Origin of the sequence: Mycobacterium syngnathidarum (assembly GCF_001942625.1) — a bacterium.
GTDB lineage: Bacteria > Actinomycetota > Actinomycetes > Mycobacteriales > Mycobacteriaceae > Mycobacterium > Mycobacterium syngnathidarum.
Map to the genome: position 1 here is coordinate 15,169 of NZ_MLCL01000032.1, position 20,396 is coordinate 35,564.

Genomic DNA, 20,396 nt, shown 5'->3' on the forward strand with positions numbered 1-20,396 from the left:
GAGACACTGGAGCGAGTTGTGCTGTCTGGAGGTTACTCATGCCGAAATCGGCAAAACGTCGACTGATCACCATGTTCATCGCCGCGGGAGTGGTGGGTGGAATGGTGCTCAGCCCATCCGCCTACGCGGACCCCGAGGTGCCGCCGGCACCCGTCGACCCCGCGGTCCCGGGCCCCCCGCCGGGCGCGTACATCCCCCCGCTGCCCGCCGACCCGGCAGCTCCGGCCGCCGCCGCTCCAGGTGCCCCCACGACACCCGCGCCGATCATCAACTACGGCTCCCCGACCGTTCCGTTCACCGAGGGCGACGCGCCCGGGCAGAGCTCCGAACCGTTCACCGGTGAGGCACCGTTCGTGCCGCCGTCGTTCAACCCGGTCAACGGGTCCATGGTGGGTGTGGCCAAGCCCATCTACATCAACTTCCAACGGCCGATCGCGAACCGCCAGATGGCCCAGGACGCCATCCGGATCACCTCCAACCCGCCGGTGGCCGGCCGCTTCTACTGGGTCACCGACACCCAGCTGCGCTGGCGCCCGCAAGACTTCTGGCCGTCCAACACGGTGGTGAACATCGACGCGGCCGGCACGAAGTCGAGCTTCCGGGTGGGCGACTACCTGGTGGCCACCGTCGATGACAAGACCCACCAGATGGAGATCATGCGTAACGGGAAGCTGGAGAAGACCTTCCCGGTGTCGATGGGCAAGCCCGACGGCAAGCATGAGACCAAGAACGGTACCTATTACGTGCTGGAGAAGTTCCCCGACATCGTCATGGATTCCTCGACCTACGGTGTGCCGGTGGACTCCAAGGAGGGCTACAAGCTCAAGGTGAAGGATGCCGTCCGCATCGACAACAGCGGCATCTTCGTGCACAGCGCCCCGTGGTCGGTCGCCCAGCAGGGCAAGACCAACGTCAGCCACGGTTGCATCAACCTCAGCGCCGAGAACGCCAAGTGGTTCTACGACAACTTCGGCAGCGGGGATCCGGTGGTGATCAAGAACACCGGTGGAGGCTGGTACAACACGCCGGACGGTGCCTCCGACTGGCAGATGTTCTAGACGAATGTTCGATACAACAAAACCCCTGCCCGTCGGCAGGGGTTTTGTTGTGTGCGGGGCTAGTTCCAGATCCGGACCCGCTGGCCCGGTTCCAGGTACAGCTCGTCGGTCTCGGCCACCTCGAACGCCTCGTAGAACGAGTCGATGTTGCGGATGACGCCGTTGCAGCGGAACTCCGGCGGCGAGTGCGGGTCCACCGCCAGCCGCCGGATCGCCTCGGCCTCACGAGATTTCGTCCGCCACACCTGCGCCCAACCGAAGTAGACGCGCTGCACGCCGGTCAGGCCGTCGATCACCGGCGCTTCTTCGCCGTTCAATGAAAGTTGATAGGCGAGCAGGGCGATGGACAACCCGCCGAGGTCGCCGATGTTCTCCCCGACCGTGAACGCGCCGTTCACATGGTGTGGGCCGTCCAGCCCACGCGGGGTGAACTTCTCGTACTGATCGATCAAAGCCTTTGTCCTGACCCCGAATTCGGCACGATCCGCATCGGTCCACCAGTCCACCAGGTTGCCGTCACCGTCGTACTTGGCGCCCTGGTCGTCGAAGCCATGGCCGATCTCATGCCCGATCACCGCACCGATACCGCCGTAGTTGGCCGCGTCGTCGGCCTCGGCATCGAAGAACGGGGGTTGCAGAATGGCTGCGGGAAAGACGATTTCGTTCATGCCCGGGTTGTAGTAGGCGTTGACGGTCTGGGGCGTCATGAACCATTCGTCGCGGTCCACCGGACCGCCCAGCTTGGCCAGCTCGCGGTCGGAGTTCACCACATGGCCACGTCGGTAGTTGCCGTACAGGTCGTCCCGCTCGACCACCAGCGCCGAGTAGTCCCGCCAGCGGGCCGGATAGCCGATCTTGGGGGTGAACTTGTCGAGCTTCACCAGCGCCTTGGCCCGCGTCTCCGGCGTCATCCAGTCCAGATCGCCGATGCTGACGCGGTAGGCCTCGCGCAGGTTGGCCACCAACTCGTCCATCCGGGCCTTGGCCTCGGGTGGAAAGTACTTCGCGACATACAACTTGCCCAGGGCATCACCCATCAGGCCCTCCACCAGGGAGACGCCGCGCTTCCACCGGTCCCGGTTCTGTTCGGTGCCACTCAGGGTGCGGCCGTAGAAGTCGAAGTTCTCGGCCACCAGCTCATCGGTGAGCAGCCCGGCGCGCGAATGGATGACACGCCAGCGCGTCCAGGCCTTCCAATCCTCGAGGTCTTCGCTCGCCCACAGCGCGGCGAACGCCGTCACATAGTCAGGCTGGCGCAGCACCAGCTCCGAGACCTTCTCGGGGGTGGTGCCGAGCGCACCGAGCCACCCGGTCCAGTCGAACCCGGGGGCATCGCCCGACAGGTCGGCGAACGTGCGCAGGTTGTAGGTGAGGTCGGCGTCGCGGCGCTTGACCACATCCCAGTGCGCGGCGGCCAGTTTGGATTCCAGCGCCACGATCCGGGCCGCGATGTCGGCGGGATCACCGGCCCCGTCTCCGTACACGAGCGCGAACATCCGGGCGATGTGACCGGGGTAGGCGGCCAGGATCTCGGCGTGCTGCTCGTCGCGGTAATAGGACTCGTCTGGCAGCCCGAGGCCGGACTGGCTCATGTGCAGCAGGTAGCGCGTCGAATCCTTGGAGTCGGTGTCGACGTACACCCCCGCCCCGCCGGACACCCCGGTGCGCTCCAGCCCGCCCAGTACCGAGGCCAGCGCATCACTGTCGGCGGCGCCGTCGATCAGGGCGAGCTCGGCCAGCAGCGGCGCCAGACCACGTGTGGCGATGGTCTGCTCGTCCATGAAGCTGGCGTACAGATCGCCGATGCGCTGCTCGTCGGTGCCGGTGGCGGCCTCCGATGCGGCCGCTTGAGTGATCAGATCGCGGATCTGTTCCTCGGCGCGGTCGTGCAGCAGCCGGAAGGCGCCGTCGGTGGCGCGGTCGGCGGGAATCTCGTAGTCGGTCAACCAGCGGCCGTTGACGTGGCCGAACAGGTCGTCTTGCGGGCGGGCTTGCGGGTCGACATGGTTCAGGTCGATACCCGACTTGATGGCTTCTACCGTCACCGGTGACATTCTTCCAGAAGGCCGCGGGTGCACTCGGACGGTTTGGCTGCCGGTACCCTCACGGCCATGCCTGAGGCGCCGAGCAAGGACAGCAAGGACAGCACAGCCGATCACTCCGACGGTGTCCTCACCGGCTTCGGCTTCGCCTCGGCCGTCGCCGGCGTGATCGCCGTCGTAGCGGTGGTCCTGGGCGCCATGGTGTGGTCCGGCCATCACAGCGAGTCCGACGAGCGGGCCTACCAGACCCGGGTGCTGCGGACGGCCGCCGACTGGACCAACATCCTGATCAACATCAACAAGGACTCCGTCGAGGCGGGTATGCAGAAGCTGCGCGAGGGCACCGTCGGCCAGCTCAACTCCGACTTCGACGCGGCCGTGCAGCCCTACCGCGACCTGGTGCAGCGGCTGCAGGCCCGCACCACCGGCCAGATCGACTCGGTGGCCATCGAGTCGCTCTATCACCCGCCGCCAGGTCCGGACGGCCGCCCGATGCCGGAGCCCCAGCCCGAGCTGACCGGGATGGTTTCGCGCACCGACACCGTGCTGGTGGTGGCCACCTCCGTCAGCGAGAACGCCGGCACCGACAAGCCCCAGACCGTGCGCTGGACCCTGCGGGTGGACGTGTCCGACGTCGACGGCACCCTGATGATCTCGCGGTTGGAGCCGATCCGATGAGAAACCGGTTGCGGGTCCTCGCTTTTGACGTCGCCGCCCCGTTGGCAGCGATTGCGGCGCTGGCGTACATCGGCCTTGCCTTGGCCTGGCCGCTGTGGTGGGTCTCGCTGTGCTCGGTGCTGTGCCTGCTGATCGTGCAGGGCGTCATCGTCAACGTCGTGCTGGCGCGTCGCGACGGCGTGACCGTGGGCACCGACGACGACGGCCCCGGGCTGCGGCTCGCGGTCGCCGGTGTGGCCGCGGCCGCCGTGGTGGCCGCGGTGACGGTGGGGTACCTGCGCTGGACCGTGCCCGATCGCGCATTCAACAACGACCGCGACGAGGTGGTGCGGATCGCCAGCAGCGTCTCGGAGGCCACCGCCACCTTCAGTCCGCAGAGCCCGACCGCCTCGATCGACCGCGCGACAGCGATGATGTCGCCGCAGCAGGCCGAGCAGTTCAAGAACGAATTCGCCAACGTGGCAAAGGAATTGGCGAGTAAGAACGTATCGGCCACCGCCTCCACCGTCTCGGCGGGGGTGGAGGCGCTGGGTCCGCAGGTGGCCAGTGTGGCCGTCGTCCTGCGCGGCACTCAGAGCGCGCCCGGCAAACCCACCGACAACGCGGTGATGGCACTGCGGGTGGCACTGAGCAAGACCGACGGGCGCTGGCTCGTCGACAACGTCACGCCATTGCACTCACGCTGAGCGCAGGCGACTACTTCGCGGAGCGCTGCGCGGCGAGCTTCGCGAACCGGTCCGAGAGCCGTTGCATGCGCAGCAGCAGCGAGGCGGGCGGACTGACGGTGCCCTCCAGGTAGTCGGCGAAGGACTCGTTGGACACCCCGCAGCGCGAAGCGAATTCGGGTGCCTGCAGTTCGGAGCGGCGCAGCATGGCCTGGATCTGGTGGGCGACCTCGGCGCGCTCGGTGGCCTCGAGGTGCTCACGGGTGCGCACCAGGACCTCCGACAGTGCCTTGGACACGCCGTAGGGGCGGGCGGTCTGCAGCACCTCCTCGACCTGGCGGGCGGTGCGGCCGTACGGATCACGCTTGATCGCGGCGACGATGCGTTGCCAGACCGCCATGTCGTCGGTCTCCAAGGCCGCGCGGATCGCCGCGGTCGGCCAGTACTCGACCGGCCGGTCGTCGAATGAGGGTTGACGCTGCTGCGGCGCGGCCTTCGCCGGACGTTGTTGTCGCGGCTGTGCCGGCTGCTGCGAACGCTGTACCGGTGTGCGTGGTGTCTGCGTGCCCTGCCCCTGTGTGCGCTGTGCCGTTGTGTCCTGCCCAGGAACGCGTTGCTCCTGTTTCCGTTGTACCTGGGCGGGCGCTTTCTGGGGGCGTTGTGCGGAACTGCGTTGCGCCGAATTGTTTTGTGCCGAAGTGCGCGGGGTCGTCGAGCGCGGTGCGGACGCGGACCGCTGGGGCGGGGCGGTGCGCGGGGCCGTCCGCTGGACGGGGGCGCGCTGGGCCGAGGTGCGCGGCGGCTGGGCGCCCTGGGCGCGTGGTGCGCCGGGCCGTCGAGCAGACGATTGCACCGGCTGAACCTCGTCGCGACGCGCGATGCGCGCATCCCTCGATTCCCGGACGTCGGGCGCCAACGTCACTTCGCCTCCTCCAGCATTGCTACCGCAACTGACAGGCAGCGCTGCCTGACCTTCTCCCATTCGGCAGCTGCATCCGGGTCCGACATCACGAAGTCGTGCTCATCGGACGGCTGCGGGTCGGCCAGCCGGCGCACCAGCTGCGTGGCGACCCATCTGCTCTTCGGGTTCTGCCCACAGTAATACCGGTCCATGCCCGACAACACCAGAGCTGCAGTTTCGGTTTCCACCGAATCGACGAGTTCAGCAAACTCTTCATAGTCTTTGGCGCTGTTACGGCACATGATCAGATAACTTTTCAGCCGCAGCGTTTCGGCCCCGGTCGGGATCTGCAGCCGATCACCGGTCGGCAGTTGCACATTGGTGGTCTCGACCGGGCCGAGCCGCTCCATCGGTGCGCGCTCCGCGTCTGCCTCGGTCTCCAACGCGTCGACCGCCACCGAGAGCCGGCCCCGCCACATCGTCACCGGATGCACCCCGGGGCACCGCTTCGGGCCACCGGGCCGCCGGGCCGCCAGCCGCGAAGACGGTTTGCTGCAGCCGCTGAAGGCAAGCGGATCCGTGACGATGATTGTTTGCGGGGCAAGGTGTTTCATTTTCGCGGCGGTGCGGACCATCATGCGCAGGTCGGAACCGCTGGGCCCCAATGCGGAGATGTCGTCGGGAATGATCACCAGGTCGGTTACCGCGACCTTGGCCAACGGCTTCTCGAAATCGACCTCGGGCAGCAGCCGATCCAGCCAGTGCGGCAGCCACCAGTTCCACTCGTCGAACATGGCCATCAGCGCGGGCACCAGGATCAGCCGGACCACCGTCGCGTCGACGGCGATGGCCACCGCGCACGCCACACCGAGCTGGGCCACCAACGGCATGCCGGCAAAAGCGAACCCGATGAACACCGCGATCATGATCAGTGCGGCGCTGGTGATGGTGCGCGCGCTCGTGCTGACGCCGTAGGCCACCGCGTCGCGGGTGCTGTTGGTCTGCAGGAACCGCTCTCGAATCCGGGTCAGCAAAAAGATCTCGTAGTCCATCGACAGACCGAAGGTCATCGCCAGGACGAGCGGCGGAACGGTGCTGTCGAGCGAGCTGATCTTTTCGAACCCCAGCCCCTCGAACCAGCCCCACTGGAAGACGACCACCAGGCTGCCGTAGGCCGCGGCCACCGACAGCACGGTCATCAGCACGCCCTTGAGCGCCAGGAAGACCGACCGGATCGACACCAGCAGCATCACGAACGCGATCAACGCGACGAACAGGAACACCAGCGGCTGGGTACTGGAAACCCGGTCGTCGAAGTCCTTGATCAGCGCCGTCGGACCACCGACGTCGACGCTCGCATCCGAGCCCGCGGCCTGCGGCAGTTTGTCCCGCATCCAGTCGATGGCCTCGCGGGCGGCCAGATCCTCGGGATCGACCTTCAGCACCGCCGACAGCAGTGCGCTGGTGTTGTTGTCGGCGAACACGGGCGGCTGCACGGTCTGCACGTTGGGCGCCCGCGTCATCTCCTGGCGCACCGCGTCGAGTGCGGCGGTGGCGTTCGGAGAGGTAGCGTCGGCTCCGTCTCCTGATGGAAAGGTCACCAGCACGCGCACGGGGCCCAGGGCTCCGGGACCCAGCGCATCGGCCGCCGCGTTGACCCCGCCGCGGATCTCGTGGGTGGGCTCGAACTGGCGCTGCATGCTGTTGCCCAGCACCATGCCGAAGGCCGGTGCCGCCAGGATCAACAACAGGATGGTCGCGGCCACGGCCGAAGCCCACGGACGACGCATCACCGCCCCGGTCCATCGGGTCCAGAACCGCGATTGCGTCGCCTCGGCGCGCCGGGACCAGTGCAGGTACGACGAGCGCTTGGCCGCCGCACTGCCGAACGTCGCCAGCACGGCCGGGGTCAGGGTGGTGGAGGTCAGTACCGCGACCGAGACGGCCAGGATCGCGCCGGTGGCCATCGACACCAGCACCGGGGTGTTGATGATGTAGATGCCGGTGACCGAGGCGATGACGGTGAGGCCGGACAGGGACACCGCGAGGCCGGACGTGGACATCGCCGCATCGACCGCGTCGGCCGGATCACGCCCGGCGCGCAGCTCCTCGCGGTACCGCATCAGGATGAACAGTGAGTAGTCGATGGCCAGCGCGATACCGAACATCGACACCGTCGAGGTGACGAACACGCTCATCTGCGTGTACATCGACAGCAGATAGACCAGACCCATGGTCACCACGACCGTGCAGATGCCGAGCACCAGTGGCAGTGCCGCGGCGGCCAGCGAGCCGAACACCGCCAGCAGCACGATCAGGACGATCGGCAGGTTCCATTTCTCGGCGGCGGCGATGTCGTGCTTGGTCGCCTCGGTCGCGGCCGCACCGAGCGCGCCCTGCCCGATGACGTAGAACTTGACCCTGCCGTTCTCACTCTCGCCCGGCTCTTCGCCGTGCACACCGACTTTCTGGCGCAGCTGCTTGGCAACGTCCACCGCGCCGGTGTTGTTGAAGTCCAGCTGCAGGGTGATCACATAGGGCCGGTCGGGCTGCGGGGCCGGCTGCTGAGGATTCGGCACGATCTTGACGCTGGGCACCTCGCCGGCGACCTTTTCGAGCCACACCACCGCGGAGTTCATGTCCTGGAACGAGGCATCGGCGCGGGGAGACGCGATCAGGGCAAGCGGGGACGCGCCCTGGTCCGGGAAGTGTTCCTCGAGTTGTCGCTGGACGTGGAGCGACTGGGAACCTTCGACGTCGAACCCGCCGCCGGTGAGATTGGACGACTGGTTGATCGCGAGGTAGATCGAGGGCACCAGTAGCAGCAACCATGTCGCGAAAACCGCCCAGCGGAATCTGCGCAGATAGCTGCTCAAGCGCATCATGAACTGCTGGATGCGAGATCCCCGCTTTCTCCCCCCCAACGTGGCTGGGCGTGTCCTGGCTCGTGTCAGCGAGAGCGTACCTCCACCGGTGTAATGTGGCCCGCCCTCTGACGGTTCTGAGATCGCGCTGAGACATCTCACAGCAGGCGTCCGTAGCGTTGCCGGGGTACGTCGGCAACGCCGTGCTAACGGATTCGCCCGGCGCGGCGACATAGCCAAGGACGACCCCGGCTGACGTATGCGCCGGGGCCCACGCTGAAGGAGTACCCATGCAACCGATCAACGCTGGACTGCGCCGCGGTCTGGCCGCCGCACTCGCGGTGACCGGCGCCGGCGGGGCGATGGTGGCTGCGCTCGTCGTCCCCTCCGCCACGGCTGCGACCGATCCGTGTGCCGCCAGCGAGGTCGCCCGCACCGCGGGCAGTGTGGCCACCAACATCGGCAACTACCTGGACACGCATCCGCAGACCAACCAGGCCCTGACCACCATCAGTCAGCAACAGGCCGGGCCTGGATCGATCGGCGCGCTCAAGACCTATTTCGACGCCAACCCCCAGGCGGCCAAGGACATCCAGCGGTTGCAGCAGCCGCTGGCCACCCTGGGCAGCCGCTGCAAACTGCCGGTCAGCCTGCCGCAACTGATGGGCTTGGCCGAGGCCGCCCAGCAGGGCGGCGGGACGGCCGCCGGTGGTTTGCCGGGCGGGCTGCCCTCGGCGCAGAACGTCGGTGTGCCCCGCGCCGCGGTGCCCGCGCAATCCTCGCCGGCCTCGGCCGTCACGGCGGGCTCCGGTCCGCTTCCGGGTCCCGCGACGGCATCGACCCGCTAGCTCGGGTGCCGTCGCGTCGCCGTGGGCGACATCGCTGAACTGCGGATTCATCAGGCGGACCGGCGGTTTGCGTGCAAGGCAGGAAAGTCGTCGAGGATTCTGCTTAGCTTTCCTTCAGCCGTTGACCGTTTGGGTGACGGCCTCCCGACCCGATGAAGGAGCTTGACCATGTTGCTCTCGGCCCGAAATGCGCGGCGCGTGGTGGCCGGCGTGGCCGGCGCCGGCGCCGTAGCCGGTGCGATGCTGTTCGGCGCCATCCCGTCGGCGCTGGCCGACGACCCGGCGAACAACCCTCCCAACTGCAGCGCCGCCGATCTGGCCGGTGTGGCTTCGGGTGTGTCGGCATCAACCTCGGCGTACCTGTTCACCCACCCCGATGTGAACTACTTCTTCACCAGCCTTGAAGGCCTGCCGCGCGAAGAGGTCCGTACCAAGGTGCACGACTACCTCGAAGCGAACCCCCAGACGAAGGCCGAGCTGACAGGCATCCGCCAGCCGCTGGTAGACCTGAAGAACCGCTGCGGCGAAGCCCCGGCTCCCTCCATCCCGTAACCGAGTGCGGGTGGAAGCAACCCCCGCCAGCGGTGAAGGACACGTGACGCCCGAGAGTTTCAGCCGCACGGTGCTGATGGTCGACGATGACCCGGATGTGCGTACCTCGGTAGCCCGCGGACTGCGGCATTCGGGGTTCGATGTCCGGGTCGCGGCGTCCGGCAAGGAGGCGCTGCGGCTGTTGTCGAACGAGTCGCACGACGCGCTGGTCCTCGACGTGCAGATGCCAGAGCTCGACGGCGTCGCTGTGGTCACCGCACTGCGGGCCTTGGGGAACGACATCCCGATCTGCGTGCTCTCGGCCCGCGACACGGTCAACGACCGCATCGCGGGGCTGGAAGCCGGCGCCGACGACTACCTGACGAAACCGTTCGATCTCGGCGAGTTGGTAGCCCGGCTCAACGCGTTGTTGCGCCGGGCCAGCCACGCCGAGCGCGCGTCGGACACCATGACCGTCGGTGCGCTGACCATCGACACCGCCCGCCGATTGGTATTCGTCGCCGGGGAGCGTGTCGACCTGACCAAGCGTGAGTTCGATCTGCTGGCCGTGCTGGCGGAGAACACGGGTGTGGTGCTGTCCCGGCAACGGCTCCTCGAGCTGGTGTGGGGATATGACTTCGACGTGGACACGAACGTGGCCGACGTCTTCATCTCGTACCTGCGCCGCAAGCTGGAAGGGCCCGACGTTCCGCGCGTCATCCACACCGTTCGCGGGATCGGGTATGTGCTGCGGGAAGATACGTGAGGACGCCATGAGAACCGGGGCCAGGTGCGACTTTTCAGCCTGATCCGCTCGGCGTCGTTGCGTACCAGGGTCGCGGTGGCTGCGGCGTTGGCGGCTGCGGCGGTGGTGGCTGTGTTCACCATCCTGACGTCGGTTGTGCTGGCCAACAACGACTCCGCGCAGTTGGACCGCAGGCTCGATTCGATTGTCGATGCCAGCATCAGCCCCGAGCATCTGCAGGATCCCACCCGTGGGGTGCTGACCACCGGCCGCTCGCGTTCGACCGGTCAGGTGGTGTTCCAGCGGGGTTTCCAGTTGCCGGCACTGCCGCTGGGCACCGAGACCGTCGAGGTGAACGGTGTCGACTACCGGGTGCGGACTGTGCAGCTGGAGCAGCACGGCGGAGTACTGATGTCCATCGGTATCCGTGCGGACAGTATCTTGCTGAGCCCCAACAGGATTCCGCTGTATACCGGCTTCGGGGTGGCCACCGTGCTGGTGGCCGGCGGGCTGGGGTGGCTGCTGGCCGGTCCGGCCATCCGGCCGCTGCGCAAGCTCACCGAGCACACCTCGAAACTGGACAGTGGCACCGACACGATGCCGAAGGTGCGCGGCGTGCGGGAGGCGGAGGAGCTGTCGGAGGCGATGGCGGGCATGCTCACCCGGTTGGCTGCCGCGCAGCGGGCCACCACCAATTCCCTTCAGGCCGCTCAGGATTTCGCCGCCAATGCCGCCCATGAGCTGCGCACGCCGCTCACCGCGATGCGTGCCGACCTGGACACGCTGCGCATCCATAATCTTCCCGAGTCCGAGCGCGACGAAGTGGTGGCCGACCTGTCCAGGGCGCAACGACGGGTCGAGGCGATCATCACCGCGTTGGGCCAACTCGCCTCGGGCCAGCTGGCTCAGGCCGAGGATCGCGAACTGATCGATATCGCCGACCTGCTCGACCGGGTGGTCAGGGAAAGTGCAAGGGGCAGCGGGCATGTCCAGATCGACGTGCAGGTGGCCGACGACGTGGGCCTGGTGATGGGCTGGCCCGGTGGGCTGCGCATCGCGCTGGACAACCTGGTGCGCAACGCCATCATCCACGGCGAGGCCACCCGCGTGGCGTTGACCGCGCACCGCGGCGACGGGCACCTCGTCATCACCGTCGATGACAACGGCCGCGGTTTACCGGTCGAGGAGCACGAGACCGTACTGGGGCGGTTCCGCCGGGGTAGCACCGCGATGGCGGGTGGCTCCGGCCTCGGCCTGGCGCTGGTGGCTCAGCAGGCTCAGTTGCACGGCGGTGAGATCACGTTGTCCAACGGCCCGCTGGGCGGTCTTCGTGCCGTGTTGACCGTGGCGATCTCCCCGACAGGGGATGCGGCTCAGGCAGATTGACGGCGCCGCAGTGCTGCGAACACTGCCCGCCAGCCCAGCAACAGCAGCGCGGTCACCAGTGAGGCGACGACGATGAAGCTGACCGCCACCCCGGCCGAGGTCAGTTTGCGTAACACCATGCCGACCACCACGGTGCTGACCCACACCACAATCCCGGTGGGCGCCAACGACGTCGGGCGTTGCCACCCGCGGGAGATCAACCAGCCCGCCACGGTGCCGGCCAGGAACGGCCATGCCGTCTCGGCGACCCCCGCCACCGTGATGCCCTCGGCGTGGCTGCGTCGTCCGATGGTGCAGAACACCACCACGCAGATCAGGTCGGCAACGAAGGCCGCGCCGCTAGCTCGTCGCATATGTCATCACATCCAGTACCAGTGGGCTGACGTCGGTTTGGTCGCGCTCGGCGAAGCCCGGTTGCCGTGCGGCCGGCTTGCCGTCGAACAGTGCGTCGGCGGCGGCCAGCGAGGTGAGCCGCGAATCGAGCCGGAACGATTTGAAGGTAAATGGTAAGCCATTGGATGCCAACGGATCCGGACCGTCCATCACATGGAAGTGCAGGTGCGGTGCGTCGGAGTTGCCGGAGTTGCCCAGGGCGCCGATCACCTGCCCGGCGCTGAGTTTGTCACCGGGCTTGACCTTGAGGCTGTTCGGTTGCAGGTGGGCGTAGAAGGCGTAGTTGCCGTCACCGATGTCCTGCACGATGTGGTTGCCGCCGTACTGCTGCAGGGTGAGGCCACGCGGCGTCACCCCGGGAACCTGCTCGTTCAGGCCGTCGAGAACCGCCACCACAGGCCCGTCGGCCACCGCGTGGATCTCCGCACCGAAGTACGGGTAGCTCTCGACCTTCGCGCGGTCCCCGGTGGACAGCCGCCCGTCGGCGCCCAACTGCACGTAGTCGATCGCGAATCGTTCGGCAGCCCAGACCTTCCCGTTGATGGGGTTGAGCGCCATCCGGTGCGGTGTCATATCGCAGCAGCTGTTGGCGTCCGCCCAGTTCTCGCCGGTCAGCGGTGGGGAGATGGACACCGGCTTGCGGGTCTGCACCGACACGGGCGCCACATGCTCGGTCAGGGTCGGCGGCACCAGCGGTGGCATCGGCTTGGCCACGGTGATCCCGAGCTCGTGGGTGAGTTCGGTCGGCACCTGGGCCGGGTCGTCTGCGACGACATCCAACCACACGTAGGCACTCTGGCCGGGGTTGAGGACATTGGTTGCGACCGCGGAGTTACCCATCGCCCTGGTCCAGTACTTGAGGCTGTCCCCGGACAACGTGAGCAACTTGCGGTCGGCCGTCGCGGCGCTCAGGGAATTGAGGGTGACCGTGCCCGGTGAGGTGTTGGTCAACACGAGCTCGTAGGCCAGATGGGTGCGGCCATCGGTGGCGGCCACTGGAATTGGTTCTGCCAGAACCGATCCCACCACCGGAGTGACCTCGGGTGGTGGGGCGGTGGTTGTGGTGGACTCCGATTGCGGAGCCTCTGCCGACGAGCACCCGGCCAAGATCAGGGCGAGCACTGCGATCGGATACCGGATTCGCATGGACGTCTCCTAGCGCTCGGGTTCAGGACGGGGATTTTTGTCGGGGCCCGCGTCGGGATCCAGGTCCTTCTCGGTGCGGAACATGAAGAAGAACACCACCCAGCCGATCGCCGAGATGAATATCCAGCTGACCAGCCGGTAGATGAGCATCGCCGAGATGGCCGAGGCCAGCGTCAGGCCGGAGGAGACCAGCCCGGGTACCAGTACGGCCTCCACCACCAGCAGCCCGCCCGGCATCAACGGGATCGATCCCACCGCGCGGGCTGCCGCGTAGGCCACGGTGACGCCTGCCAATGAGGGATGACCACCCGCGGCATAGCAGGCGAATGCCAGGCAGGCCACGTCGGCGATCCAGTTGAACATCGACCAGCTGAATGCCATCGCGAGATCGCGCCGGCCCAGGCTGACCGACTCCAGCTGCTGCAGGATCTCTCGCCATTTGGTCAGCCCCGTCTCCGACGGCTTGCCGCGCAACGAGTTGACCCACGAGAGCACCTTGACCCCGATGCCGTCGATCAGCTCGGGTCTGGTGGCCACGGCCTGGGCCAGCAGGATGATCGCCAGGAACGCGCCGACGGAGAAGATCAGCGAGAGCGGGTTCTTGCTGGCGCCCAGCAGCAGTGCGCCGCCGAGACCCAGCAGCGCCAGGCCGACGACCTGCAGCACTCCGGACATCACCAGCTGCCACGAGGCCACCAGAGGTGAGGCACCCCAGATGCGTTGCTGGCGGTAGACGAAGGTCGCCGAGAGGACCGGTCCACCGGGCATTGTGGTCGACAATGCGTTGCCTGCGTAGAACGCGGCTTCCGAACGCCACTGCTTGACGGGCACGCCCGCCGAGCGCAGCAGGGTCCGCTGGATCTGGGCGAAGCTGTGCATCGAGGCCATCGCGGCGCCGACGGCCGCCAGCACCCACCATGCGTTCGCCGTCAGCAGGCTGCGCCAGGCTTTGGCCAATTGGTCCCAGACCAGGGTCACTTCGACGGCGAGCACAATGACTGCGAGTGCGATGACCACCCATCGCGCCCACCAGTACCTGCCGCGCGTGGAGCCGGCCCGGACCCGGGCGGTGTCGGCGGGCGCGTCCTGTGACACGCCCTACAGGGTAACCGCGCAGGTCGTGTCGACATCGCCGGTTGCTGGGCGCGCCGCATTACGCTACCGGGATGGCACTGGATCCTGTTGCTGATGAGGCCGTGACGCCGTTCGTCCGCAAAGTTGCCGCCTGGTCATGGCGGCTGCTGGTCATCCTGGCGGCGGTTGTGGCGCTGCTGTGGCTGATCAAGCACCTTGAGGTGATCGTGGTGCCGGTGGCCCTGGCCACCATGGTCGCGGCGCTGCTGCTGCCTGCCGTCGACGTCATGGACCGTCGGGGCGCCCCGCGTGGCGCCGCGGTCGCCCTGGTGCTGCTGGCCAGCTTTGCGGTGGTGGGCGGCATCCTGAGTTTCGTCATCTCGCAGTTCATCGAGGGCGCACCGCAACTCGTGGAACAGGTGACCCGAAGCATCGACGGGCTGCGCAATTGGCTGATCAACGGACCGCTGCAGCTGAGCAAGGAGCAGATCGACCAGGCCGGCAACACCGCGATCGAGGCCTTGCAGCGCAACCAGGAAAAGCTCACCACCGGGGCCCTGTCCACCGCGGGCACCCTCACCGAGCTGCTCACCGGTGCGTTGTTGGTGCTGTTCACCCTGATTTTCCTGCTGCAGGGCGGGCGCGGCATCTTCGCGTTCGTCACCAAGGTGTTCCCGAGCCATGTGCGGGAGCGGGTCCGTGACGCCGGCCGGGCCGGTTTCCACTCGCTGGGCGGCTACATGCGGGCGACGTTCCTGGTGGCCCTGGTCGACGCGGTCGGTATCGGTACCGGCTTGGCGATCATGGGTATCCCGCTGGCGTTGCCGCTGGCCTCGCTGGTGTTCATGGGCGCCTTCGTCCCGCTGGTCGGTGCCGTGGTCGCCGGATTCGTGGCGGTGGTGGTCGCGCTGCTGGCCAAGGGATTCGTCTACGCCCTGATCACCCTCGGGCTGATCATCGCCGTGCAGCAGCTGGAAGGCCATGTGTTGCAACCGTTGGTGATGGGCCGCGCGGTGTCGATCCACCCGTTGGCCGTGGTGTTGGCCATCGCGGGCGGCGGTGTGCTGGCGGGCATCGTCGGCGCGTTGCTGGCCGTGCCCACGGTGGCGTTCATCAACAGCGCCACCCGCGTGCTGCTGGCCGACGATCCCGACGCCGAGGCAGCTCGGCAGGAGGACGAGGAGAGCGTGCTGATCGAAGCCGAGTCCGACGACCTCCCGGTGAAGGACTGATCCGGGGCGTCACACCTCGAACGTCGGCAGGCTACAGCCGACCCTCGCGACGCAGCAGATCCTGCGCGCTCATCCCGCCGCCGCGACGTGGAGGCTCGTTGTCGCGGGGGTTGAACTTCTCCGTCGACGGTTCCTGCTCGTGCTGGCGCGGGGTCGGACCCTGACCCGGGGCCGGGCCAGGGCCAGGGCCAGGCACCGGACCGGGGCCTGGGCGCTGGGCGTTGAATGCCGTCGTCGGCGCATTCCCACCGCCGGCGGGCGGACGCTGCTGTTGCGGCATCGCACGGGTGGCGTCGGCCGACGGACGCGGTGCCGGCGGTGCAGGAGGCGGAGGCGGCGGAGGAGGCGGTGGTGTGCCGTTGGACGGGCCTCCATTGGCCGGGCCGCCGCGCAGCGCACCCAACCACGATTCGATCTCACGGTCTTCGCGTTGCGGGGGAGGCGGAGGGCCTCCGGCCGGCCGCCCGGTCGGCTGTGGCGTGCGCTCGGTGTTGGCGTTGGTGTTCCCCGTCGCCGTGTTGACCGTGTTTACGGCCGTGTTCACCGCGTTGCGCACGGCGTTGCGGGCCATGGCGAACCGCGTGGTGGCCGGCTCCTGGTTGGGCTGCTGGCGGGGTTGCGCCTGAGGCGGATTGATCCGTGCCGTGCCTGCGGCCGACGGCGCGTTTGTCCGAGGCATCTGCGGACGCATCGGCTCGGCAGCCGGATGGGTCGGATCGTGTGGCCGCGGTGCCGGCAGGGCGCCGACACCGGCCAGCGCGCGCGGATCTTCTCCGGGCTCCTGGCCCATCGGACGCTTGCGCTCGTCGGGCAGTTCGGTCTCACCGAGGCCCATCTTCTGCTGAACCCGCTTCATCCAGTGCGGTGCCCACCAGCAATCGTCGCCGAGCAGCTTCATGATCGCGGGGACCAGGAACATACGGATGACGGTGGCGTCGAGCAGCAGGGCGATCAGCAGGCCGAACGCCAGGTACTTCATCATCACCAGGTCGGAGAAGGCGAACGCGCCGGCCACCACGGCCAGCACCAGGGCTGCACCGGTGATGAGGCGACCCGTGGTGGCGGTACCGATGCGGATGGCCTCGGCGGTGGACATGCCGCGTTCACGGGCTTCCACCATGCGGGACACGAGGAACACCTCGTAGTCGGTGGACAGGCCCCAGATCACCGCGATGATCAGACCGATCATCGGTGCCATCAGCGGTTGTGGTGTGTAGTTCATCAGGCCCGACCCGTGACCGTCGACGAACATCCAGGTCAGGATGCCCATCGTCGAACCGAGTGTCAGGGCGCTCATCAGCGCGGCCTTGACCGGTAGCACGATCGATCCGAACGCCAGGAACATCAGCACCGTGGTGGTGATGACCAGGATCGTCACCATCAGCGGCAGCCTGGAGAACAGGCTGTGGATCGAGTCCTGCTCCAGGGCAGGGGTGCCGCCGACGAACACGTCGATGCCGTGCGGAGGCTGCAGCGCCCGCAGATCCGAGATGTTCGTGGCCGCGTCGCCGCGGTTGATCAGGCCGTTCTGGATCACCCGGACGGATTTGTCCTTCGACCCGCTGTCGGTGGCCGGACGTTCCTTCCACATGGCTTCGGGATCGTTGTCCGGGTCGGTGAAGCCCTTGACCGTCATCGCCTTGGCGCGCATGTCGGCGATCTGGGCGTCGGTGATCGGCTCACCGTCTTCACGCTTCATCACCAGCGTGATCTGTTCGGTGCGGAAACCGGGGAAGAGCTTGTCGAACTGCTCCTGGGACTGGCGCACCGCGTTGTCCGGAGGCAGGTACTTCTCACTGATACCCGCCAGCGTGAGCGAGCCGATCGGGAGGACCAGCAGCGTCATGACGATCAGGATGGGCGTGGCGAACGCGATGGGCCGTTTCATCACGACGTTGACCAGCCGGCCCCAGAAACCCTGCTCCACTTCTTCGCGGGTCTTGGTCTTCTGGGTCTTCTCGGCGAACCAGTCGATGATCCGGCGCGAGAACGGCCAGTTCGCCAGGAACGGCACCTTCAGCAGCGTGGTGACGCCGAGCGCGTCGACCCGGGGCCCCAGGATGGCCAGGACGGCGGGCAGCACGGTGATCGACAGGAATGCCGCCAGCATCACCGAGGCGATGATGGCGTAGGTGATCGACTTGAGGAATCCGAGCGGGATCAACAGCAGTGGCAGCGAGGACGCCACGATGATCACGGCGGAGAAGGCCACGGTCCGGCCCGAGGTCATCACCGATCTTCGTACCGCAGCCTCGGTGTCATAGCCCTCGGCGAGCTCTTCTCGGAACCGGCTCACGATGAACAGGCCGTAGTCGATGGCGATACCGAAGCCCATCATCGTCACGACCGGTTGGGCGAAGAAGTGCACGGGGCCGAACTCGGCGGTGAATCGCAGGATGCCCAAGGCACCGCCGATGGTCAGACCACCGATGATCGCGGGCAGGGCCGCGGCGACCGCACCACCGAAGACGAAGAACAGCACCACGGCCACCAGCGGCACGATCGCGAGCTCGGCGCGTTTCTGGTCCGTGCCGATCGTGCCGGTGAGTTCACTGGCCAGTGGGTTGAGCCCGGCCAGTTTGATGTCGCCGCCGTTGACCTGTTGCAGGTCGTCCTCGACAGCCTGGTAGTTCTTGAGGATCGCGTCGTCGTCGTCACCCTTGAGGGGCACGCTGATGAAGGTGTGGCGCAGGTCCTGCGTCTTCATCTGGCTGACGGTCGGATCGGTGGTGTCGGGGGCTTTGAGCCAACCGACCCACCCGACGACCTGGTCCGGGTGATCCTTGACCACCTGGTCGAGTTCGCCGGTGACCTCCTTCTGCCACGCCTTGTCGGTGACCTTCTTGTCATCCGGCGGTGTCAGGATGGCGACGACGTGGCTGGTCCGGTCGCGACCGTAGACCTCGTCGCCCAGCAGCGACGCCTGCACCGACTGGCTGCCCTCGTCGTAGAAACCACTCTGGGTGACGTGATCTCCGAGACTGGCCCCGTAGACGCCGCCACCTAGGCACAGCGCCACCATGACACCGATGACGATGTACCTGAACTGGTACACCGTTCGACCCCACCAGGCGAACACTTAGGCTCCTAACTAAACAAATTCATGGTGACCCGCTGTTGCAAAATCGCGGTCTTCAGTTGTTACACACGCGCGGTCAGTAGCGATGAAAGCGGCCGGAATGGCTGCAGCCATGCTCCCTGCTCGGGTAGCGAGTCCAGGCCGATCCGTGGCAGCGGTTCCCGGAACACACCGGGAATATCCTCCAGATCGACAAACTCCAAGGTATCCGACGCTAGCGCCCAGCTCGCATGTTCGCGAAATCCGAGCACCTGCACCGGAGTGCCCTCACGGGCGATTTCTTCCAGCGGTTGCCGGAACGCTTGTCCGTCCGCCGAAGCCACCAGGACCGCTGCCAGCCCCTCGCTGCGACGCAGGGCGATGTGCTCGAGCATGTCGCTGTCGACATCGCTGTCGTCGTCGATCTTCGGCTTGGCGAAGACTGCGAAACCCACGTTGCGCAACGCTTCCACCCATGGGCGCACCACATCGGCACTACCTGGGGCGATGTTGGTGAAGACGGTGGCCTCGGGCTCGAGCGAGATGTCTGTGTCGTCTCCGGCGGAATCGCTGGATTCGGCCACCAGATCAGAGGTGTACTCGAGCAGCCAGCGACCCAGCGCGTCGAACCGGGGGCGGTGTGCGGCGGTCGGGCGCCCACCCAGGATCGCTCCCAATCCCATGTCCAGGTTGGGGGCGTCCCACACGAGCAGCACCCGACGGACGGGGGTGATCACCGCGGAATCGGGGGACCCGTCGGATCGGGCCTCTGCCTGGGCGGATGCGTCCCGCATGTCTTCGGTCACACTCATGGCCGTTTCTCCCAGACCAACTCGGTGACGTCGGGTCCGGCCAGGGCTTTGCGTTCGTACTTGGTGACCGGGCGTTCGACCGATATCGGAAGATGTGCGTCCAGCTGAACCCGCTGCAGCAGCGGTTCGGCGTCGCCGACCTCGGCGATGTGCTCGGCATATCCGGCGTGGTCGGTGGCCGCGTGCAGGATTCCGCCGGGCTGCAGCCGATCGGCGATCAGTGCCACGGTGGCCGGCTGCAGCAGGCGGCGCTTGTGGTGGCGGGCCTTGGGCCAGGGATCCGGGAAGAACACCCGCACGCCGGTCAGGGTCCCGGTACCGAACATGTGCTCCAGCACGTCGACGCCGTCCCCGCGCACCATGCGGATGTTGGTGACTCCGGACCGGTCGATCGCACTGAGCAGCTGGGCCAGTCCCTTGCGGTAGACCTCCACCGCGATCACGTCGAGGTCGGGTTCGGCCTGGGCCATCGCCAGTGTCGAGGTGCCGGTGCCGGAGCCGATCTCCAGGATCAGGGGGGCGGAGCGGCCGAACCAGGCCTCGGTGTCGAGGTCGACGACGGGCTTCGAATCCTCGTCACGGGCCTGCATCCCCAGCTCGGGCCAGAGCCGATCCCAGGTCTGTTGCTGGGCCGCCGACAGTGTTGAGCGCCGGGTACGGAAGCTGGTCACCCGGGGAAAACGGTGCGGCTGGGCGGGCGGCACGTCGGCCGCCTCGTCTGCCGGCGCCGGCGCACCGACGTCGGACCTGGACGGGTGCATCCGTCCATGGTCTCTTATCTGCGGCGTGGTACCCGCATCGTGGTAGAGATTGATACCCAACAGTTGCCTCAAGCCGCTGGGACTTAAACCTCTGTTCGCGGGTCCGCCCGGGTCGTGTCACGATTTTTCGTGGGCACCGGATGCGCCCGCCACCACGCAGGGAAGGCCGCCAGATTTTCGCAGACCAGCTCAGATGCTTTGC

Annotated in this window: 16 protein-coding genes and 1 pseudogene; 8 read left to right on the forward strand and 9 right to left on the reverse strand. The window is 67.2% G+C overall.

The features are described 5' to 3' along the window. Window positions 1-38: 38 nt before the first annotated feature. Entirely contained in the window at window positions 39-1,058 is a 1,020-nt protein-coding gene (locus BKG60_RS09840) for a L,D-transpeptidase (RefSeq protein WP_075909612.1), read from the forward strand. 59 nt (window positions 1,059-1,117) lie between these two features. Here BKG60_RS09840 and BKG60_RS09845 read toward each other — a convergent pair whose 3' ends face one another. Then, window positions 1,118-3,103: a M13 family metallopeptidase gene (locus tag BKG60_RS09845; RefSeq protein ID WP_075909628.1), complete on the reverse strand. Its 1,986-nt coding sequence runs from the start codon at window positions 3,101-3,103 to the stop codon at window positions 1,118-1,120. Between the two features lie 66 nt (window positions 3,104-3,169). On the opposite strand from BKG60_RS09845, the gene BKG60_RS09850 reads away from it, so the two are divergent. Continuing rightward, complete coding sequence (locus BKG60_RS09850; protein WP_070945496.1) at window positions 3,170-3,778, forward strand: hypothetical protein; 609 nt, start codon at window positions 3,170-3,172, stop codon at window positions 3,776-3,778. After that, window positions 3,775-4,464: a hypothetical protein gene (locus BKG60_RS09855; protein ID WP_070188454.1), complete on the forward strand. Its 690-nt coding sequence runs from the start codon at window positions 3,775-3,777 to the stop codon at window positions 4,462-4,464. The genes BKG60_RS09850 and BKG60_RS09855 overlap by 4 nt, the downstream gene beginning before the upstream one ends. Before the next feature lie 10 nt (window positions 4,465-4,474). On the opposite strand, the pseudogene BKG60_RS09860 reads toward BKG60_RS09855, so the two are convergent. Together BKG60_RS09860 and BKG60_RS09865 are read right to left on the reverse strand one after the other, a co-directional pair. Then, window positions 4,475-4,936, reverse strand: a pseudogene (locus tag BKG60_RS09860) (XRE family transcriptional regulator); the annotation flags it as partial. A gap of 425 nt (window positions 4,937-5,361) precedes the next feature. Continuing rightward, window positions 5,362-8,229: an MMPL family transporter gene (locus BKG60_RS09865; RefSeq protein WP_070945469.1), complete on the reverse strand. Its 2,868-nt coding sequence runs from the start codon at window positions 8,227-8,229 to the stop codon at window positions 5,362-5,364. 269 nt (window positions 8,230-8,498) lie between these two features. Between BKG60_RS09865 and BKG60_RS09870 the strand changes: the two genes are divergently transcribed. The 4 genes from BKG60_RS09870 to BKG60_RS09885 all read left to right on the forward strand — a co-directional run bounded on the left by BKG60_RS09870 (window position 8,499) and on the right by BKG60_RS09885 (window position 11,718). Then, a complete protein-coding gene (locus BKG60_RS09870; protein ID WP_083650285.1) occupies window positions 8,499-9,056 on the forward strand; it encodes a hemophore in 558 nt (185 codons plus the stop codon). A 168-nt stretch (window positions 9,057-9,224) separates the two neighbouring features. After that, window positions 9,225-9,608, forward strand: a complete 384-nt coding sequence (locus tag BKG60_RS09875) for a heme-binding protein (protein ID WP_070188456.1) — start codon at window positions 9,225-9,227, stop codon at window positions 9,606-9,608. 76 nt (window positions 9,609-9,684) lie between these two features. Continuing rightward, complete coding sequence (locus BKG60_RS09880; protein ID WP_165617797.1) at window positions 9,685-10,353, forward strand: response regulator transcription factor; 669 nt, start codon at window positions 9,685-9,687, stop codon at window positions 10,351-10,353. Window positions 10,354-10,377: 24 nt separating this feature from the next. Continuing rightward, the gene (locus BKG60_RS09885) at window positions 10,378-11,718 is read left to right on the forward strand and encodes a sensor histidine kinase (protein ID WP_070188458.1); all 1,341 of its coding nucleotides are present in this window, start codon (window positions 10,378-10,380) and stop codon (window positions 11,716-11,718) included. Here the strand turns inward: BKG60_RS09885 and BKG60_RS09890 are convergent. From BKG60_RS09890 to BKG60_RS09900, 3 genes are read right to left on the reverse strand one after another with little or no spacing between them, the layout of a single operon-like run. Continuing rightward, on the reverse strand, window positions 11,706-12,071 hold the full coding sequence (locus BKG60_RS09890) for a DUF3054 domain-containing protein (protein WP_070188459.1): 366 nt from the start codon (window positions 12,069-12,071) through the stop codon (window positions 11,706-11,708). The two genes, BKG60_RS09885 and BKG60_RS09890, sit on opposite strands and share 13 nt — an antisense overlap. Beyond that, window positions 12,058-13,257 (reverse strand): peptidoglycan DD-metalloendopeptidase family protein, encoded by a 1,200-nt coding sequence (locus BKG60_RS09895; RefSeq protein WP_120764873.1) that lies wholly within the window; start codon window positions 13,255-13,257, stop codon window positions 12,058-12,060. The genes BKG60_RS09890 and BKG60_RS09895 overlap by 14 nt, the downstream gene beginning before the upstream one ends. A gap of 9 nt (window positions 13,258-13,266) precedes the next feature. Continuing rightward, window positions 13,267-14,352, reverse strand: a complete 1,086-nt coding sequence (locus tag BKG60_RS09900; RefSeq protein WP_075909613.1) for a lysylphosphatidylglycerol synthase transmembrane domain-containing protein — start codon at window positions 14,350-14,352, stop codon at window positions 13,267-13,269. A 71-nt stretch (window positions 14,353-14,423) separates the two neighbouring features. Between BKG60_RS09900 and BKG60_RS09905 the strand changes: the two genes are divergently transcribed. After that, window positions 14,424-15,563, forward strand: coding sequence for an AI-2E family transporter (locus BKG60_RS09905; protein ID WP_070188461.1), 1,140 nt, complete (start codon window positions 14,424-14,426; stop codon window positions 15,561-15,563). 31 nt (window positions 15,564-15,594) lie between these two features. Here the strand turns inward: BKG60_RS09905 and mmpL3 are convergent, their stop codons facing one another. The 3 genes from mmpL3 to trmB all read right to left on the reverse strand — a co-directional run bounded on the left by mmpL3 (window position 15,595) and on the right by trmB (window position 20,212). Next, the gene (gene mmpL3, locus BKG60_RS09910; protein ID WP_075909614.1) at window positions 15,595-18,642 is read right to left on the reverse strand and encodes a trehalose monomycolate exporter MmpL3; all 3,048 of its coding nucleotides are present in this window, start codon (window positions 18,640-18,642) and stop codon (window positions 15,595-15,597) included. Window positions 18,643-18,704: 62 nt separating this feature from the next. Continuing rightward, the gene (locus BKG60_RS09915; protein WP_070187680.1) at window positions 18,705-19,433 is read right to left on the reverse strand and encodes an NYN domain-containing protein; all 729 of its coding nucleotides are present in this window, start codon (window positions 19,431-19,433) and stop codon (window positions 18,705-18,707) included. Continuing rightward, window positions 19,430-20,212, reverse strand: a complete 783-nt coding sequence (gene trmB / locus BKG60_RS09920; RefSeq protein WP_371726071.1) for a tRNA (guanosine(46)-N7)-methyltransferase TrmB — start codon at window positions 20,210-20,212, stop codon at window positions 19,430-19,432. The genes BKG60_RS09915 and trmB overlap by 4 nt, the downstream gene beginning before the upstream one ends. Window positions 20,213-20,396: the final 184 nt, after the last annotated feature.

Excerpts from the sequence above, each read along its gene's own strand:
- BKG60_RS09880 (WP_165617797.1), top strand. The coding sequence starts at position 9,685 with ATGGTCGACGATGACCCGGATGTGCGTACCTCGGTAGCCCGCGGACTG.
- BKG60_RS09870 (WP_083650285.1), top strand. The coding sequence starts at position 8,499 with ATGCAACCGATCAACGCTGGACTGCGCCGCGGTCTGGCCGCCGCACTC.
- BKG60_RS09840 (WP_075909612.1), top strand. The coding sequence starts at position 39 with ATGCCGAAATCGGCAAAACGTCGACTGATCACCATGTTCATCGCCGCG.
- BKG60_RS09915 (WP_070187680.1), bottom strand. The coding sequence starts at position 19,433 with ATGAGTGTGACCGAAGACATGCGGGACGCATCCGCCCAGGCAGAGGCC.
- BKG60_RS09875 (WP_070188456.1), top strand. The coding sequence starts at position 9,225 with ATGTTGCTCTCGGCCCGAAATGCGCGGCGCGTGGTGGCCGGCGTGGCC.
- BKG60_RS09850 (WP_070945496.1), top strand. The coding sequence starts at position 3,170 with ATGCCTGAGGCGCCGAGCAAGGACAGCAAGGACAGCACAGCCGATCAC.
- BKG60_RS09890 (WP_070188459.1), bottom strand. The coding sequence starts at position 12,071 with ATGCGACGAGCTAGCGGCGCGGCCTTCGTTGCCGACCTGATCTGCGTG.
- BKG60_RS09865 (WP_070945469.1), bottom strand. The coding sequence starts at position 8,229 with ATGATGCGCTTGAGCAGCTATCTGCGCAGATTCCGCTGGGCGGTTTTC.
- BKG60_RS09895 (WP_120764873.1), bottom strand. The coding sequence starts at position 13,257 with ATGCGAATCCGGTATCCGATCGCAGTGCTCGCCCTGATCTTGGCCGGG.
- BKG60_RS09905 (WP_070188461.1), top strand. The coding sequence starts at position 14,424 with ATGGCACTGGATCCTGTTGCTGATGAGGCCGTGACGCCGTTCGTCCGC.
- BKG60_RS09855 (WP_070188454.1), top strand. The coding sequence starts at position 3,775 with ATGAGAAACCGGTTGCGGGTCCTCGCTTTTGACGTCGCCGCCCCGTTG.